At 64.0% G+C, this 17,753-nt stretch carries 16 protein-coding genes; 9 read left to right on the top strand and 7 right to left on the bottom strand.

The window, feature by feature from the left end:
• Positions 1–90: 90 nt before the first annotated feature.
• From UNPF46_RS37560 to UNPF46_RS19230, 5 genes are all read left to right on the top strand, one after another.
• Complete coding sequence (locus tag UNPF46_RS37560; RefSeq protein ID WP_181770008.1) at positions 91–234, top strand: hypothetical protein; 144 nt, start codon at positions 91–93, stop codon at positions 232–234.
• A gap of 5 nt (positions 235–239) precedes the next feature.
• On the top strand, positions 240–419 hold the full coding sequence (locus UNPF46_RS19215; RefSeq protein ID WP_100176701.1) for a hypothetical protein: 180 nt from the start codon (positions 240–242) through the stop codon (positions 417–419).
• A 22-nt stretch (positions 420–441) separates the two neighbouring features.
• Positions 442–633 (top strand): hypothetical protein, encoded by a 192-nt coding sequence (locus tag UNPF46_RS19220; protein WP_063195324.1) that lies wholly within the window; start codon positions 442–444, stop codon positions 631–633.
• 221 nt (positions 634–854) lie between these two features.
• On the top strand, positions 855–4,571 hold the full coding sequence (locus UNPF46_RS19225; RefSeq protein WP_142251037.1) for a CHAT domain-containing protein: 3,717 nt from the start codon (positions 855–857) through the stop codon (positions 4,569–4,571).
• 10 nt (positions 4,572–4,581) lie between these two features.
• Complete coding sequence (locus UNPF46_RS19230) at positions 4,582–5,688, top strand: hypothetical protein (protein WP_142251038.1); 1,107 nt, start codon at positions 4,582–4,584, stop codon at positions 5,686–5,688.
• 88 nt (positions 5,689–5,776) lie between these two features.
• On the opposite strand, the gene UNPF46_RS19235 is transcribed toward UNPF46_RS19230, so the two are convergent.
• The 5 genes from UNPF46_RS19235 to UNPF46_RS19255 form a co-directional block, all read right to left on the bottom strand.
• Positions 5,777–7,228, bottom strand: a complete 1,452-nt coding sequence (locus UNPF46_RS19235) for a serine/threonine protein kinase (protein ID WP_142251039.1) — start codon at positions 7,226–7,228, stop codon at positions 5,777–5,779.
• 6 nt (positions 7,229–7,234) lie between these two features.
• On the bottom strand, positions 7,235–7,975 hold the full coding sequence (locus tag UNPF46_RS19240; protein WP_142251040.1) for a metallophosphoesterase family protein: 741 nt from the start codon (positions 7,973–7,975) through the stop codon (positions 7,235–7,237).
• 116 nt (positions 7,976–8,091) lie between these two features.
• A complete protein-coding gene (locus tag UNPF46_RS19245; protein ID WP_142251041.1) occupies positions 8,092–8,697 on the bottom strand; it encodes a hypothetical protein in 606 nt (201 codons plus the stop codon).
• Entirely contained in the window at positions 8,690–9,376 is a 687-nt protein-coding gene (locus tag UNPF46_RS19250; RefSeq protein WP_100176695.1) for a DUF2135 domain-containing protein, read from the bottom strand. The genes UNPF46_RS19245 and UNPF46_RS19250 overlap by 8 nt, the downstream gene beginning before the upstream one ends.
• Positions 9,373–10,140, bottom strand: coding sequence for a MotA/TolQ/ExbB proton channel family protein (locus UNPF46_RS19255; RefSeq protein WP_100176694.1), 768 nt, complete (start codon positions 10,138–10,140; stop codon positions 9,373–9,375). The genes UNPF46_RS19250 and UNPF46_RS19255 overlap by 4 nt, the downstream gene beginning before the upstream one ends.
• A 199-nt stretch (positions 10,141–10,339) precedes the next feature.
• Between UNPF46_RS19255 and UNPF46_RS19260 the strand changes: the two genes are divergently transcribed.
• Both UNPF46_RS19260 and UNPF46_RS19265 read left to right on the top strand, forming a co-directional pair.
• On the top strand, positions 10,340–11,710 hold the full coding sequence (locus UNPF46_RS19260; RefSeq protein WP_100176693.1) for a sensor histidine kinase: 1,371 nt from the start codon (positions 10,340–10,342) through the stop codon (positions 11,708–11,710).
• A gap of 7 nt (positions 11,711–11,717) precedes the next feature.
• Entirely contained in the window at positions 11,718–12,368 is a 651-nt protein-coding gene (locus tag UNPF46_RS19265) for a response regulator (RefSeq protein WP_142251042.1), read from the top strand.
• 57 nt (positions 12,369–12,425) lie between these two features.
• On the opposite strand, the gene UNPF46_RS19270 is transcribed toward UNPF46_RS19265, so the two are convergent.
• On the bottom strand, positions 12,426–13,010 hold the full coding sequence (locus tag UNPF46_RS19270) for a TetR/AcrR family transcriptional regulator (RefSeq protein ID WP_181770009.1): 585 nt from the start codon (positions 13,008–13,010) through the stop codon (positions 12,426–12,428).
• A gap of 564 nt (positions 13,011–13,574) precedes the next feature.
• On the opposite strand from UNPF46_RS19270, the gene purB reads away from it, so the two are divergent.
• Entirely contained in the window at positions 13,575–14,882 is a 1,308-nt protein-coding gene (gene purB / locus UNPF46_RS19275) for an adenylosuccinate lyase (protein ID WP_142251044.1), read from the top strand.
• Positions 14,883–15,011: 129 nt separating this feature from the next.
• A complete protein-coding gene (locus UNPF46_RS19280) occupies positions 15,012–16,181 on the top strand; it encodes a M20 aminoacylase family protein (protein ID WP_142251045.1) in 1,170 nt (389 codons plus the stop codon).
• 3 nt (positions 16,182–16,184) lie between these two features.
• Here UNPF46_RS19280 and UNPF46_RS19285 read toward each other — a convergent pair whose 3' ends face one another.
• Positions 16,185–17,540 carry a globin-coupled sensor protein gene (locus UNPF46_RS19285; RefSeq protein ID WP_142251046.1) on the bottom strand — a complete coding sequence of 452 codons (1,356 nt, stop codon included), beginning with the start codon at positions 17,538–17,540 and terminating at the stop codon, positions 16,185–16,187.
• Positions 17,541–17,753: the final 213 nt, after the last annotated feature.

The following is a 17,753-nucleotide window of genomic DNA, read 5'->3' on the forward strand; positions in this document are numbered from 1 at the left end:
ATTGCAACCTTGATCCGTACTCATCCGGACTTCACTGATTCGCGCAAATCACCGCAAGTGACTCCTGCCTGCTTTTGACGGGAGCGCATCATGGCAATGACCCTGATTTGGACTGGCGTAGCGTTGTGGCTCGGATTCAACATGGCGGTTGCAGCTCGCAGCCTCTATGTGGCGCAACCGGTGAAGATCGCGACCTCCGCCCGCATCGTCCACCTTCATCGCCGCCGGAGCTGAGTGCCATGCAGATCGCACTCGTGAAGCGCCAGCCGAAACGCAGGTGCCGCATTCCGCGCCGTCCGCATCCGGGCCTCGATTACTTCTTCGGCCGCCTCGAGCGCACCGACGGCACGCTGGACGACGATGCGGGGCTCGACACGACGGACCTCGACCACTCCTTTCCGTCTCAACGCCGACACTGAGATTTACTTTCCGGACCGCCCCATGAAACCGCACTGCCCGAACTGCCTCAAGGAAATGACCAAGGCATCCGCGTCGCGTAACCTGTTCAATTGCGAGCCCTGCCGCGAGATCATCCAGTATTTCGGCGGTAGCGCAGATCACGGCGAGCCCGGCCCGCAGTTCTCCTGGCCGATCCGCCGCAAGCGCGTCGCCCACACCGCTCACGCGGCTTGAACTCGTCGCCTGCCGAGGTCGACCGGCAATGGGCCGAGCGGGCGCGGTCGCATCGCGCCCTCGGGATCATTCTCGGTTTGCCTGCCGCTGCGCGGCAAGAGGCGTACAAGAGGCGTAGAACTGCCGATGCCTCCCAATACCTTCGCTCACAGATTGTAGGACGATTACTTTTCGGCTAAATTACATCGGCTCTTAGCCAGATTAGCCAAAGGTCGCGTCTCATGCCTGGAGCGGTCTATCGGACCTTCGCGGTTCGCGTCTGGTGCGGCTCCAAGGAGGAGCCTGACGCGCGCATTATCCAGCAGCCGGATCACGTTGCGCCGCAAGCCCGGAGTGAACGGAAGGAGACCGCGCTCTGGGTCCAGGTGTGGGGCTCGACCCCGGGAGAAACCAACCCAGGCGAGCCGGAACGAGTTACGTATAGCCCCGACCTTTTTGTTCGGAAGGACGCAAGCGGCGAGCCGGTCAATCTGCTGGATCAAATCAAGGATCGGCAGGGAGGGGATGCGGTCCTCTATCAGGTAGGTGCGATCCTCGCCGAACTCATTTTCCCCAAGGCCGTACGCTCCAACTTTCTGGCGAGCAGGCGCAAGGTCAAGGACGTCGGCGAGCGGTTGCGGCTGCGGCTGGTGCTGCAGGTGCCCGAACTCAAGTCCCTTCCATGGGAGTATCTCTATCTGCCGCCGAAGGAGGAAATCTGCGACCCTTCGGGCTTTCTGGCGCTGGATCAGGACATCTCCATTGTCCGTCACGAAGACATCGGAGGTGAGGAACCATCGACGCCGCACGGCGGCAAGTACCGTTTGGTTGCTGCGTTCGCAGGCCCGGATGGTCAGCCAAAGCTGAACCTCGAGGGTGATCGCGAGGCCATCGCCGCCGCGCTTGAAGCAATCTCAAAGAATTCCAAAGGCGTCATCGTCTCGACGGCCTGGGGCGAACAGGGGACCCGCGAGGAATTGGAAAGACTGCTCAAGGGCCCTTGCGACGTGTTCCATTTCTCAGGCCATGGCTATTTCTGGGAAGGAGAAGGCAGCCTGCTGCTCGTGGGAGCGGACAGGAAGAGCGAGAAATATGAGGGGAGCAAACTCGCGCAACTCCTCGGCGATGCCAAGGTGAAGGTGGCTATCCTGGAGGCCTGTGAGAGCGCAGAGCGCGGCGACAACCCGTATGGCGGAGTCGCCGCCGCACTCGTCCTCAAGGGGCTTGCGGCGGTGGTTGCGAGCCAATACCGGCTACGCGACAAGAACGCCGTTGCCATCGCCAAAGCGATCTATCCCCGCCTGCTGTCCGGCGAGACCATTGACCACTGCATCTTCCAGGCTCGCAAGAGCATCTTCCAGCAATCGGCCCTGGGAGATCGCGATTGGGGCGCGCTCGTACTCTACCTGCGGGGTGATCAAGGTGTGGTCTTTCCACAACAAGAAACCGAAGATCGAAAAGTATCGGCACCTTGCATCGAGGCGCCACCACTTCAAATGCCACTGATCGGTCGCGCCGACCAGCTCGAACAGCTCGCGGCGCAGGTCAAACCCGGCGTCAACCTGTTCCTGCACGGCAATTTCGGCGTTGGAAAGACCAGTCTGGCAGCGCAGCTGTTCAATCAGGTTTCGACCAGCGCGCCGATCGACCGCGGCCGCATCTGGCATCGCCTTGGAAAAACCACCCCCGAACGCGCCATCGAGTCTCTTGCGAGACTCTTCCCGGGCCAAAAAGTCTCGGAGGCCGACGGGCTAGCCGCCAAGACCGAGGCCTTCAAGGCTTTGTTGGCGAGCTTTCCGGGATTGCTGATCGGACTCGACGAAGTATCCGATCAGACGATCGGACGTGCCGTGCTGGATGCCACAAATGGCTGCGCTGTGATGATGAACGGCACCGCGCCGCTCAAGCTGAACGGAGTACAGGATGTCAAAGTTAAGCCGCTGAGTGCGGAGGCTGCCAGAGAGCTGTTCCTTTCACTATGCCAAGTTTCTGCAGCCGACCTGAACAAGGCTGACTTGATTTTGGTCGACAAGATCTGCAAGCGCATGGGCCGCCTTCCGCTCGGAATCAGGCTGGCGGCCTCCAAATGCGCGGAGGGCGACTCGTACAAGACCCTGTGGTTGCGGCTCGAGACGGCCCCCGAAACGATCTCGAACGACGAAGTTCAAGTTCTGTTCAAGGCAAATTACGACGAGCTGGCGTCGCTTCCATGTGCTCAAAGGCTTCTGGTCAGGATAGCGAGCTTCCCGGCTCTCGAGGCTTCGTTCGCAGCCTTGCAAGCCGGCGAGAAGATCAAGGAGTTCTTCCCAGCCAAGGACAAGCTGATATCACTGGGTCTGCTCGATGCCATAGGCCCCGATCGCCTCAGCCAGCACCCGCTGCTCGCCGAACACGGCAATCCTGCCCTGGATCGAGAGCAGGTCGCCTCCGAGCGTAGATATGCCGAACAATGGCTCGAAAAATACGCCAGAGACAATCGGAAGAACCATCCGATGCTGGAGAAGGAGCAGGACAACCTACTCGGACTGCTGGACGACTTCGTCCAGAGCGAAGAGCCAGGCCACCTCGACCGGGTCATCGCAACTTTGCGCAATCTATTCGACTTTCTGCGTATCAGGGGACTTTGGTCGGAGGCGTTCGAGAAGATCGATGCGTGCCTGAGCAGCGAGCAGTATCTGAGCGATGAAAATCGCGGATGGGCCTTCCTGCACCGCGCGATACTGCACACACTGCTCGCTCGCTATGACGATGCGCTCAGCGATCTGGTCAGGGCCGCGCAACGTTTCGAGTGTGATGGCGATAGCGTCAATCTTGGACGCGCGCTCTACCGACGAGGCGTCGTTCACGTTCTGAAGGGCGACCTGATGCTGGCAGACCAGGATCTCCGGGACGGCATTGCGCACATGTCGTTCGATCCGTTACTGGCTGGCGCCGATCTCGCGGGAGCATTTGCGCGACAAGGCGCTGTCCTGGCCCAGCAGGGACGCCGGACTGAGGCGCAGGAGGCGTATCGACGTTCCCTGCGATTGGCGGAGCAGATCGGCGACGACGAAGAGCAAACGCGCGCCCATCTCGGTCGGGGCGCCATGAATCAGGCTACCGATCCCGCGCAGGCACTAGCCGACTTCGACCAGGCGCGCCGCCTCGCGGAAAAGACCGGCGACCAGATCCAGCGCGCGAGCATCCTCCACCTGATCGGCTGTCAGCACTACTACTCGGAGCACTATGAAAAGGCGCAGGCGTGCTTCGCTGATGCGATGCGGCTGTTCCAACAGTTCGGCTACCAGAACGGTATTGCCAAGTGCCTCGTCGCCTTCGGCAACCTGGCGCTCGCGGAACGCCGCTACGACGAGGCCAGACGGAACTACGAACAGGCGATCGAGCTGAACACCTCGCTCAAACAGGCAGGAGCCGCGGCTTACGCCACCTACCAATTGGCCGTCGTAGCGCAGCGCGATGGGCGTTTGGACGATGCCGAGCGCGGCTACGATGAATGCCAGAAATATGCGCACGCGGAAAAGGATCGTGTACTCGAGGCCGCCGTGGCGGCGCAACGCGCGAAATTGATGCTTCAGAGAGACAAACCACAAGCCGCCGCATTGCTCGCTCGGAAGGCCTCCGATCTGGCAAAGGCTCTGGACGACAAGCTGACGCAGATTACGGCTTCGTCGGCACTTGCCGTCGTGCTGGGGACGCTGAAGCAGGAGGGGGCCCAGGAGGCGATGGCCGCAGCCGCGACGGCCCGCGCAACGATCAAAGGTGTAGAGGGCGAGCTTCAGAGTTTGAGCGATGCCAAGACGACGACGGAGATTTCCGACCGAATTTTCAACTCTGAACTTCCCGCTCCAAGCAGTCCCGACAGAATTCCCGACCGGATCATTGCCAACGAAATACCCGATCGGGTTATGCATGATTTGACTTACGACGACAGTGACGATGATGGCGGCGGCCTGATATAGGGAGACGAACATGACGGCGTCAGCAGATAAGGCTTGGCACGATTATCGTGATGCGATCGAGGACGCTCGAAGTTCCGCGACCCCGGGGGTCGAGCGCTCCGGCGGAATTTCGGGCGAGATTGGCAATCTCGATCGGATCATGGAAGCGTCGGTCCGATTGCACGAGGAACTCGCGCTCGCGCAGACGACGAGGACCGCCGACATCCAGGATCTGGCGAGCATGAAGTTGCTGGCCGCCGCGGCGTATGATCTCGGCCTCGCAAAGGATCTCATCGACAAGAACAAGAGCGGCGGCGAGAAGTCGGAAACTGAACGATCGGCTGTCGCGGTCTTCGTCGACCCCACGCTGCGAGAGGTTCTCGACGCGCCGCTGGAACGTGGAATGAAATCGTTCCTGACCGAGCGATCGGCCGGGCCGCCGGACGTCAACGCGGCGCGCGCCGGCCTGGGCAAGAAAGCCGAGACCGTCATTCGTGGCATTGTCGATCGGTCAGCCAGGGTCCTGATGTTCACCGGGACTGGCGTGACGACCTTCGGCCTCGGGCCGGCCCAGGAATGGGCCTCGGCACTCGCTCAGGAAATCGGCGATATTTCGGGACGCCTCGGGACGTTTGTCCGCTATGCCGTCAGGCTGGTCCGTGAAGCCATTCAGAAACTGTGGAGCGCTTTCGGAAAGGACCAACAGAAGGAAATTCAATCCGAGGCGAAATCATGGATTGATAGCGTCCTCGGAAAGCCGCAGGACATCGTGAGCGGCCTCCTGAAAAGCGTTTACGCTGCGGACGAACTCGGCAAGGAGATCGCCGACGAAATCGCGGGCAAATCGCCATCAACCGCTGCCGAACAATGGAACAAGGCAACGGGTGACTTGGACGAGCTCCTCGCCCGCTACGAAAAATCGTGCGCCACACTCGAATGGGTGGTGCGCGGCATCGGTTGGGCCAAATCGGCGTTGATGACACTTTCACCGTGGGGACCCGCAATTGCCTACGCCGGCTATGTCGGGGCCGTCGGCTACACGGTGTATTCCGGAGGCGACTATCTTGACGCGAAGAGGTTCAGTGCGAGATGGCTCAATCAGGTCTCAGGCGTTCGCGGCATTATCAAAGCGATTTGACTTGCCCACGACATGAGACGCGGCTGATGTCGTCGTGTTCGACGGCAGTTCAGTCCGCGGCCGGATATTGGCTCCCGGTCTCGGAAGCTTAAGCGGAGTCGCGTCCCGCCGTCGATATCGCGCCTGCCTCGTCGGCATCCCCTGCCATCCGCGGCGGCCGTACCACGGTGACCGTGCAACCGGCCTCCGAGGCCACCTTGGCCGAGACGCTGCCGAGCAGCGTGCGACGAAACGAGCTCTGCCGCGCGCCGATAATGACATGGTCGACATGGTTGACCTCGGCAAACTCCAGCAGCGCGGCCGCGGGATCGACGGCTTCCAGCACGTGAACCGATAGCCGGCTCTCATCCAGCTTGAGCGGCGTCGCCCAATGCTTGAGCGCGACCAGGCGGTCGATATGCTTGTTGGAGCCCTGCTCGTCCAGGGTCCGGTCGATCGCGATCCGGCTCAGCTTCAGCACGTTGACACAGGCAAGCCGCGCTGACGGCAAGGTGGCGAGGATGCGCTCGGTGGTCACGCGCAGCGCCTCGTTCAGCTCGGCTGCCCCTTCCACCGTATCGAGCGCGACAGCGAGGATCGGGCTCGACGCGATTTGGGCAGCGACATCCGATTTCACGCGCGGCGCCATGACGCCCAGATTGAAGCGGCGGCGCCAGGCGACGCTGAGCGGATCGCGTTTCATCCGCTCCGCGCGCGCGGTGAGCTTGACCTGGTCCGGATGGGAGAGATCGAAGGCGAGCTGGGATGCCGTCGGATAGCGCCACACCGGCTCGATCTCGAGACACCGCAGCACCACCTCCTGGAGCCAGGGCGGATAGTCGGCGCGCAGTTTGCGCGGCGGATGCGGATCGCGCCACAGCCGGCGCCGCATCGCGCGCAGCGTCTCGCCCTCGCCGAACGGCCGCTCGCCGGTGGTGAAGAAGTACAGCAGCACGCCAAGCGAAAACAGGTCGCTGCGCGGATCGTCGCGTACTCCCGACAGCCGCTCGGGCGCCATGTAGGGCGCGGTGCCGTAAGGCAGGCGGAACTCCTCCTGCAGCAGATCCGGCAGATGGTTGTGATGCGACAGGCCGTAGTCGATCAGCACCGCCTCGCCGCTTTCGCGGGACATGATGCTGCTCGGCTTGATGTCGTGATGGATCACGTTCTGCCGGTGCAGATCGGCGAGCGCGGTCGCGATCCTGGCGACGAGCTGCCGTGCCTCGTCATACGGCAGCGGCAGATCAGGCAGCCGCTTGTAGAGCGTCGTCCCGGAAATCCGCTCAATCACGACATAGGCTTGGTGCGCGAAATCGCCGGTGCCGAAACAGGCCGGCACGTGCGGCCCCGCGAGCCGCGGCAGGATCATCATCTCCATCTCGAAGGAGACGATCGCGGCGGGGTCCTCGCCCTCCGACACCCGCGGGATCTTCATCAGCAGCGGTACGTCGATGCCGGGATGGGTCACCGTCCATAACGTCGCCATGCCGCCGGCGTGAACGCATTCGCCGATGGTGTAACCGTCGATCTCCGCACCGGATTGGACCAGCGATTTCGGCATCGGCTCCTAGCGCCCCTGCGACAACCGATCGGCCAGCCAAGGCGGCAGGCCGTTGTCGCGGATCCTACCCGCCGCGGTCGCGATGTCATAGGGCGCGCGGCAATAGGTGATCTGGCACGATTCGGTGTCGAACAACACGAAGGCCGCCGACGGATCGCCGTCGCGGGGCTGGCCGACCGAGCCCATCACGGCGAGCCATTGCCGCCCGCGCAGCAGCTGCACCGGGACGTCGGTCTTCGGCACGAAGCTCGTCATCTTCGCGGTCACCGACATCGAATAGAGCGCGGGACGATGGATATGGCCGCAGAACGTAACATGGGCGGGGGTCGCGATCAGGCTCTTTGCGGCGTCCGCCGTCGAGCGGACGTAGTGCCAGCGCTGCGGGCTCGAGGCTTCCGAATGCACGAAGAGACAGTCGCCGTCGTCGATCAGCATCGGCAAATCGGCCAGGAACCGCCGCTGCCCGGTGTCGAGCCGGCCGCGGGTCCATTCGATCGCGACCTGGGCCTCGGCGTTCATGGTCTCCGCCGAGGAATTGACCGCCTGGTCGTGATTGCCGCGCACGGCGATGGCCCCCTGGCCAACGAGCTCCATCGCGGTATCCACCACCCATTCGGGATCGGCGCCATAGCCGACGAAATCGCCGAGCAGCACGAACTGCTCCGCGCCCTTCGCACGGGCGGCCTTCAGGCAGGCCTCGAAGGCTTGCCGGTTGCCGTGGATATCCGAAAAGACAGCGAGAAGCACGCACCCTCCACCCTCCAATTCTTATTGAAGGCCGATAAGGCCAAATTGAGGGATGTCAACAAGATGCGCCAGCGCTGGGCGGTTGACCAGCGCCCCGCGACACGATGGTGAAGGGCCTATTGCTCGTCTTTCGGGGGCATCCGGGGCGGCGGTATCGGCGTGAACACGGCGCCTTGCGCGCCGGCCGGCGGTGCCATGAACTCGCCGGTCGAGGAATCGCCGCCGCTCGTCTCCATGATCGTCTTGGGCGTCACATATTCGCGGACCATGTCGATCAGGCTGCCGTCGCCCCCGCCGAAATCCGCCGCCCGGCCACCTTGCGGATGTCCCTGAGCGATCTCGTTCTCCGCGGCATGAGTCTTCTCGGCGAGCCTGTCGTTGTAGGGCACGCGAAACGCCCGCGGGATACCGCTCGGACGATTGTCCTCGTCGAGCTGCTCGACCCACAGATAGATCGAGCCGGGATCGCCCTGCAGCGAATGCGGCTCGACGATGCGGGCCTTCAGCAGCTTGAAGGTGGTCGGCAGCCGGTCGGAACTGGCCCAGCCGAGCAGCCCGCGCATCTCGGTGAAGCTCACGACATAGAAGGCGCTGGTCACGACCACCGCGACCGCCTTCAGCGACCAGTGCAGCCGCGCATAGACCAGCACCACCAGCAGCAGCGCGCCGATGACGGCGTAGGCGAGCGACAGCGTGAGGATGACCGTCTGCAGGTTAATCACGGCGGATCCTCACGGGGTTCTTGCTCACGCCGGTCCTCGGGTCGAGATCGGCGCCGTTGCGCCAGCCGCTACGGAACGTCTCCAGCAGCGATTTCGGCCGCTGGTCGACATTGACGACCTTGCCCTCGGCGTCGAGCCGGAACCGCACCGCGGTCTTCTCGTCGCCGGTGTGGTCGAGCGTGAACTTGTTGTCGAACACCACCTGCGCCGTCGGATTGAGCTTCTGCACTTTGATATTGGCCGTGACGGGCTCGCCGGTCGTCGCCACGAAATGCGAGACGTTGACGGTGTATTCGCCGGCGAGGATGCCGCGCACGGTGACGATCTCCTCGCGGATGGGCGAGGCGATCTTCTTGCCGGCGACCATGATGAAGTCGTTGGCTCCGCCGCGGTCGTCGCGGTCGAGGGTGAGGAAGCCGGCCTCGCGATGGCGATACCAGGCTATGTTTCCGGCGGGATCCTGCACGAACAGGTCGAGGTCGTCGGGGTGGTTGTCCGGCCAATCCAGCGTGATGATGAACTCGGCCTTGGAGTCGATCTTGCCTTCCTTGGCGTCCGGCGAGACCGCGAGCAGCGCGAGGAAGAACAGGAATGCGATCACCTGGAGCGCCTTGAACAGCATCACGCCCAGCGGATCGAACGGCTCCTCGCGCGGATAGAGACCGAAATCATCCATCATGGCGTTCCGGCACCCTTGCGCTCCAGCACCGGCGTCACGTAGGTCTCGGTCAGCACCACCGCGTCCGAGAACACCCGCTGGGTCGCGGCATCCAGCATGTAATACTGGATGCGGACCAGGATCGAGCCGACGAGGCCGGCCAGCGTCGTGTACATCGCGACCGCCATGCCATCGCTCATCAACCCCATCGAGGAGCGCATCGCCACCTTGTCGGCGGCATCCAGCCCCGCGATCGGCGCCAGCATGATGATGAAGCCGATGATGGTGCCGAGCAGGCCGAGCTTCATCAGCGTATCCGAGACGAAGGCGCCGAACCCGTTGGAGCCGCGCAGGCGATCGGCAAGCGTGCGCAGCAGCAGAGTCTGGTCGACGGGGCGATAATCCTGCGCGGCAGCCTTGGTCACCAGGCTCTCGATGTGATCGCGCACCAGCCCGCGCGGCAGCGCCGTCGCACGTGCATCGAGCACCTTGCCGCCGTCAGGCGCCGCGAGCGCCTCGCGGCAGCGCCGCGCCGCCGCCCCCTCCCGTGCGATCGCCCGGGTGCGCAGGAAGCAGTGACCGCAGGTGAGGATGTAGAGCACCGCGATGACGCTGGAGATGTAGGTGCGGTCGGAGGTCAGCATCAGGTTGATCAAGCCGAACCGCCACAGCAGCACGACGGCGAAGATGGAGAGACCGGTGAAGATCATCCAGAACAGCAACGCGCTGCGCTCGGACGGGTCGGTCGTTGCAGGCGCGATCGGTCCAATCGTCATCGAACTCATGCTGCACTGCTCCTCGCTCGCAACGTTCAGCCTATCAAGCTTCCTGTCCAATTAGATCAAAGCCGCCGTATCAGGTCCAAAGACCCATGCCCAATCCGGCTTGGGAAATTTGCCCGAGCTGCAATCCTGCCACACCCCGCAATTGGCAAGGCGCGGCGGCGTTGTTAGGCTGATCCTATCAAACGTCGGGGGTCATCGCATGCGCCTCGTGCTTCAGCTTGTCGCCCGTCTGCTGCTCATCGTGGCTCTGTGCCTGGGAGCCGCGACGGTATGGGCTACGTTCGACGCCTATCGCAGCGTCGACCGGGCGACCGCGGCCTCCGCGCAGCGGGTCGGGCAGGCCCTTCAGGCATTGTACTGGCATGAGTTCTTGTTGCGCAGCAGCAGAACGCGCGAGCAGCTCCTGCCGGTTCCGGAATGGCGCACCCTTGAGACGATGAAGCTGATCTCGCCGGGCGTCTGCGTCGAGTTCCAGCCGGCCATCGCATTTGAAAAGCCGCTCTGCGGCCAGAGCGAGGGGCTCGGCAAGACCCCGCCGCGCTGGTTCGCATCGATCGTGCCGATCTTCCTCGGCAGCCACGCCGAAGTGGTGCGGCCGGTCAGCCCCCGCGCTGCTTCGGCCGGAACGGTGGTTGCGACGCCGGACGCCGCGGCTGCGATTTCGCTCGCCTGGGAATACATCCTCAACGTGATCGACGTCGCGCTATTGATGGCGGCGGCCATCGCGCTGCTGGCTTCGCTGGCGATCGCGCATGCGCTGGCACCGGCGCGGGCGATCGTGACCGCCCTGCAGCGCATGGCGCGCGGCCAGTATCGCACCAAGCTGCCGCGGTTCCGCTCCATGGAGCTGGCGATGATCGGCAGCGCCGTCAGCGAGCTCGGCGGCCGACTGGAGGAAGCCACCGAGCAGCGCGCCGCACTGACACGGCGCCTGATCGAGATCCGCGACGACGAGCGTCGTGCGCTCGCCCGCGAGCTGCACGACGAGTTCGGGCAAAATCTGTCGGCCATCCTCGCCTTTGCCAACACGATCGAGAACGCAAGCGCGAAGGACAGCAAGAACGATGGCGTCGCACAGGATGCCCGCATGATCTCGCAAGCCACCCATCACCTGATGGCCTCGCTGCGCGATGCGCTGAAGCGGCTACGCAATCCCCTGCCCGAGGAGCTCGGGCTGGAGGCCAGCCTCGTCAATCTCGTCGACAGCTGGCGCTCGCAGAGCGCGGCGCAGCCGACCATCCAGCTCGACCTCAGGGGCGATCTCACCGACATCAGCGGACCGGCCGCCACCACCGCTTATCGCGTTGCCCAGGAATGTTTGACCAACGCGCTGCGCCACAGTTCGGCGCGCGAGATCTCCTTGCGCGTCGAGCGCTGCGCCGGTGAGGACGACGCGCTGCTGATCCGGGTCGAGGACGATGGCGGCGGCGATGCGGAACGCGTCGCACAGTCGGCCGGATTCGGCCTCACCGGCATCCGCGAGCGCGTCGCAGCCGTCGGCGGATCGCTGTCGATCCTGCCGGCCCGGGGCGGCCTCAGTGTCGCCGCGACCATCCCGCTCGCCGCATGAGGCCGACATGAGCGAGGTGGCAGCAACAGGCATTTCCGTGCTGCTGGTCGACGACCATCCGATCGTCCGGCAAGGCTACCGGCGCGTGCTGGAAAGCCAGGGCGACCTCCATGTCGTCGCGGAAGCCGACAACGCGGCGGACGCCTACGGCGCCTTCAAGGCGCACGACCCCGACGTCGTCTTGCTCGATATTTCGATGCCGGGCGCGAGCGGGCTGGAGGCGATCCGCAATATCCGCGCGCGCAGCCCGCGGGCGCGGATCCTGGTTTTCACCATGCACAACGAGGCCGTGCTGGTGAAGGCCGCGTTCGGTGCCGGGGCCAGCGGCTTCGTCACCAAGAGCAGCGAGCCGTCCGCCGTGGTCGGCGCCATCCGCGCCGTCGCCCGCGGCGAGCGCGCCATGAGCGACGACATCGCGCACATTCTGGCCGAGGACAGTTTGTCGGCGGGCTCAGTGCTGGATCAGCTGGGCGAACGCGAGATCGAGATCCTGCGCCAGTTCGCCGGCGGCGCCACCACCGAGCAGATCGCGGCGCATCTCAATCTCAGCGTGAAGACGGTGCAGAACTATCACTATTTGATCAAGACCAAGACGGGCGCCCGCACGGATGCGCAGCTGGTGCGCCTTGCCGCGACGTGCGGGCTGACGAGGATCTAGGTGGGATATTGAGACGCGCGCTCTTCCTTCTTCCCCTTGTGGGAGAGGGAAAAAGCGTCAAGCCCTCAACCCCCGCAGCAACAGCGCGAGCGTTGCATCGACGCGCGCGGGAAGATCGGCATCCTTCCACTCGTCGGCATGGGCCGGATGGTGGAAGCGGCTGGTGGCATCGTAGATCGCGCGCGCGGTGGCCTTGACGTCGTCTATGGCGAAGACGCCCTGTGCCACACCGTCGGACAGGATGGCCACGACCTGGTCGGTCAGGGTATCCTTGTGGCATCTGACGGCCGCGCAGGCCTCGCGCGCCAGCGTCAGATAGGTGTCGAACATCTCGGGGTCATCGAGCACGCGCGACCGCTTGGCCGCGAACAGCGTGCGCAGCCAGCGCTCCAGCCTCGCCGGCGCCGGGCCCTTCTCCTCGGCGATCTGGCGCAGCGGCGCATCGATGCGGTCCAGCCAGCGCTTGGCGACGGCCTCGCGCAGCGAGGCCTTGCTCGGGAAATGGCGATAGACGCTGCCGTGGCTCACATCGAGCGCACGGGCCACGTCGACCACGGTGGCCTTGGCAAGTCCAAAGCGCCTGAGCACGTCCTCGGTGACTTCGAGGATCCGCTCCGGCGTCAAGACAACGGCTTCATTCATGCCAGCACCATGTTCCCGTTCAGGGCTCAGTTACTCCGGCAGTAGGGCTGCTTCCGAAGCGCCCGTAGCCGGTCGGTTCGGAAAGCCTATGCCTTAATGAGGCAGTTTTGCAGCCTGCGCCGCGATCTGGCGCGCCACCAGTAAATTGAGCCATTGCCCAATCACACCGGTCAAATTGAGGATTTCGGTCGTCATCGTCGTAAGTCTCCATTCGTCCGCGGGTCCCCGTTCTTCAATTCGCCCTTCGATCCGAGCTTGGTTCGGATGTCGGGCTCCCCGGGGCTTGTCGCGGGACGCCCAATCGGAGCGTCCGGGAACGGATATACACGTCCCGCTGACAGATTTCAATATCTGTCAGTCAATGATCCGTGATTGACAGTTAATATTTGCGGGCCGGGGTCGCTCCCTGCCGACCGGGTCCGGTGGAAAGCTCGGCGATCCCCCCTCGCCCAGGGCCCAGACCGTTTGTTTCGCCCTGCCCGCTCTGTTAAATCACGGCGTAAAAAGCATTTTGGCCGGCGCCGCCCCTTCAGGACCGCCCGCCCACCTTCCTGGAGCCGTCAGATGATCCCCCGCTATACCCGCCCGGAAATGGCCTCGATCTGGGAACCGCAGACCCGGTTCAAGATCTGGTTCGAGATCGAGGCGCATGCGGCGGACGCCCTCGCCGAACTCGGGACAATTCCCAAGGAAGCCGCCAAGACGGTCTGGGCCAAGGCCAAGGACGCCGTCTTCGACGTCGCCCGCATCGACGAGATCGAGCGCGAGACCAAGCACGATGTCATCGCCTTCCTCACCCACCTCGCCGAGATCGTCGGCCCCGAGGCGCGGTTCGTCCACCAGGGCATGACCTCCTCCGACGTGCTCGACACCTGCCTCAACGTCCAGCTCACCCGCGCCGCCGACCTGCTGCTCGCCGACCTCGACAAGGTGCTGGCCGCGCTGAAGAAGCGTGCCTTCGAGCACAAGATGACGCCGACCATCGGCCGCAGCCACGGCATCCATGCCGAGCCCGTCACCTTCGGCCTCAAGCTGGCTTATGCCTATGCCGAGTTCACACGCGCCAAGGAGCGCCTGATCGCGGCGCGGAAGGAAGTCGCGACCTGCGCCATATCAGGCGCCGTCGGCACCTTTGCCCAGATCGATCCCCGCGTCGAAGAGCACGTGGCGAAAGCCATGGGCCTCGTTCCCGAGCCGATCTCGACGCAGGTGATCCCCCGCGACCGCCACGCCATGTACTTCTCGACGCTGGGCGTGATCGCCTCCTCGGTCGAGCGCATCGCGGTGGAGATCCGCCACATGCAGCGCACCGAGGTGCTGGAGGCCGAAGAGTTCTTCTCGGAGGGCCAGAAGGGCTCCTCCGCCATGCCGCACAAGCGCAACCCGGTGCTGTCGGAGAATCTCACTGGCCTCTCCCGCATGGTGCGCGCCTATGTGACGCCGGCGCTGGAAAACGTCGTGCTCTGGCACGAGCGCGACATCTCGCACTCCTCGGCCGAGCGCATGATGGGCCCGGACGCCACCGTCACGCTCGATTTCGCGCTGGTGCGCCTCGCCGGCCTGATCGACAAGCTGCTGGTGTACCCCGCCAACATGCAGAAGAACCTCGACCGCCTCGGCGGCCTCGTGCACTCGCAACGCGTGCTGCTGGCGCTGACGCAGAAGGGCGCGAGCCGCGAGGATTCCTACAAGCTCGTGCAGCGCAACGCGATGCCGGTCTGGCGCGGCGAAGGCGACTTCCTCCAGCTCCTGAAGAAGGACGCCGAGGTCAGGAAATATCTCAGCGATGCCGAACTCGATGAGCTGTTCGACCTCGGCTATCATCTCAAGCACGTCGACACGATCTTCAGGCGCGTGTTCGGCGAGAGCTGATTGTTCTCGTTATTCCGGGGCACGCGAAGCGTGAACCCGGAATCTCGCGCCACGATCTCCAGATTCCGGGTTCGATGCTACGCATCGCCCCGGAATGACGATAGAACCCAAAAGAAACGGATCCCCCTCATGCCCATCGTCAACCGCGTTGCTGCCCTCTCCGACGAAATGGCCGCCTGGCGCCATGACTTCCACGAGAATCCGGAATTGCTCTACGAAGTCCACCGCACTGCCGGCATCGTCGCCGACAAGTTGCGCGAGTTCGGCTGCGACGAGGTGGTAACGGGTATCGGCAAGACCGGCGTGGTCGGCGTGATCCGCGGCCGCAAATCGGCGTCCGGCAAAACCATTGGGCTCCGCGCCGACATGGACGCACTGCCGATCATGGAGACCTCAGGCGTGCCTTACGCATCGAAGGTCCCCGGCAAGATGCACGCCTGCGGCCATGATGGCCACACCGCAATGCTGCTGGGCGCGGCCAAATATCTCACCGAGACGCGCAATTTCGACGGCACGGCGATCATGATCTTCCAGCCCGCCGAGGAAGGCGGCGGCGGCGGCAAGGCCATGGTCGAGGACGGGCTGATGACGCGCTGGAACATCCAGGAGGTCTACGGCATGCACAACATGCCGGGCCTGCCGGAAGGCCATTTTGCAACCACCCCCGGTGCGATGCTCGCCTCCTCCGACAACATCCAGATCACGGTCCACGGCAAGGGCGGCCACGCCGGTGCAGGCCCGCACAAATCCGTCGACAGCGTGCTGATCGGCTCGCAGATCGTCAACGCGCTGCAATCGATCGTGGCGCGCAACGTCGATCCGCTCAAATCCGCCGTCATCTCGATTACGCAATTCCACTCCGGCACGGCCTTCAACATCATCCCTGAAGTCGCCGAGCTCGGCGGCACCGTGCGCACGCTCGATCCCGAAGTGCGCGATCTCGTCGAGCGCCGCATCGGCGAAGTCGCCGACAGCGTCGCCCGCGCCTATGGCGGCTCGGCCGAGACGAAGTACACGCGGATGTATCCGGTCACGATGAACCATGCGCGCGAGGCCGGCCTTGCCGCCGACGTCGCCCGCGACATCGTCGGCACTGAGCGCGTCAACGACAAGTTCATCCCGATGATGGGCGCCGAGGATTTCTCCTTCATGCTGGAAGCGCGTCCCGGCGCGATGGTGCTGGTCGGCATGGGCGACGGCAACGAATGCCACCACCCGGCCTACGTCTTCAACGACAACATATTGGGCCACGGCGCCTCGTTCTGGGTGCGCATGATCGAGACGCGGATGCCGGCGTAATCGTCAGGCCGCCCGAATCGCCGCGAAGAAGCCTTCGACCTCGGAGCGGAGCACATCCGTCCGACTCGAAAGCTCCTTGGAGGCCGCCAGGAGCTCGGAGGCCGTGATGCCGGTCTCCCTGGCGGCATTGCTCACGCCCCCGATATTGCTCGATACGTCATGTGTGCCCTGCGCGGCCTCCTGTACGTTGCGCGCGATCTCGGCGGTGGCCACGCCCTGCTGCTCGACCGCGGCCGCAATCGCCGTCGCGACCTCGTCGACGGCGGCGATGGTTGTGCCGATCTGGCGAATGACGCCGACGGACTCCGTCGTCGCCTGCTGTATCGAGAGGACCTGCTGGCCGATCTCGCCGGTTGCCCTCGCCGTCTGCTCCGCGAGCGCCTTGACCTCGGATGCGACCACCGCAAAGCCGCGGCCGGCCTCGCCGGCGCGCGCAGCCTCGATTGTCGCATTCAGCGCAAGCAGATTGGTCTGGGCCGCGATCGTGTTGATCAGCTCGACGACGTCGCCGATTCTCTGAGCTGCCCTGGCCAGACTCTCGATGGCGGCACCGGAACGGGCAGCCTGATCGACGGCCTCGCCGGTCATCCTGGTCGATTCCGAAACCTGGCGGCCGATCTCCTTGATCGAAGACGCGAGCTCCTCGGTCGAGGCCGCCACGGCCTGCACGTTGGTCGAGGCCTCTTCCGAGCCGGCAGCCACCACGGTCGATTGCCGGATCGAGCGCTCCGCGCTTGCACTGAGTACATCGGCCACGCCTTGCAGACCGGCCGCCGAGCTGCCTAAGCCTCCCAGCACGATTTTCATCCGGCCGTCGAAATCCTGAATGGCGGCGGCGATGGTCTCCTGCTGCTTCTGTCTCTCCGCAAGCATCGCCTCCTGATAGGCGGAGATGGCAATGTCCATATCCAGCATCACGGCGGCGTTGAGGGCGCTGAGCACGCTGGCCATTCGCATCGGCGTCCATCGATATTTCCTGACGGCCAGCGCCACCAGCCGGCAGAGCACGAAATTGTACCCGCCGATATACCAGCGCGGCTCCAGCCCGATCTTGTTGTGCATCAGCCCGATCATGCGCACGCCGCGCATGTAGTCGTGATCGAAGCGGCCATTGAACAGCCGCGCCCAGTGCGAGCTCTGGGCCTTTTTCAGCCGCTGCATGTCATCGCCGATCAAGGCGGCAAGCCGCGGCTCGCTCGATACATGCTGGTAGAACCCGTCGAGGATATCCGGCAGCGCGGGCTCGGCCGCCGACCAGAATCCGCGCAGGAGTTCGCCTGTCTCGGCACCGATGCGCATGAAGCGCATGCGGCCGTCGCGATCCTGGCTCTCATCATTTGCGGGCTGCGCGAGTGTCATGATAACGCCCTTTGCAATTCATCGGAGGCGAAACGCTGCGAACGAACAATCACGCGGAGACTTCAATGCCGGCGATTATCATCGCTTTCGGTTAAGCTTGGCTGAGCGCGAAACAACACAGGTGACCCGGAGTTGATGTAGATTAATAACGCACATTAAAAACAGCGCCGCCGCATCGTCTCGCACGGGCAATCGTCACAGGGGGCAATCGAT

This window comes from Bradyrhizobium sp. UNPF46 (genome assembly GCF_006658625.1).
GTDB lineage: Bacteria > Pseudomonadota > Alphaproteobacteria > Rhizobiales > Xanthobacteraceae > Bradyrhizobium > Bradyrhizobium nitroreducens.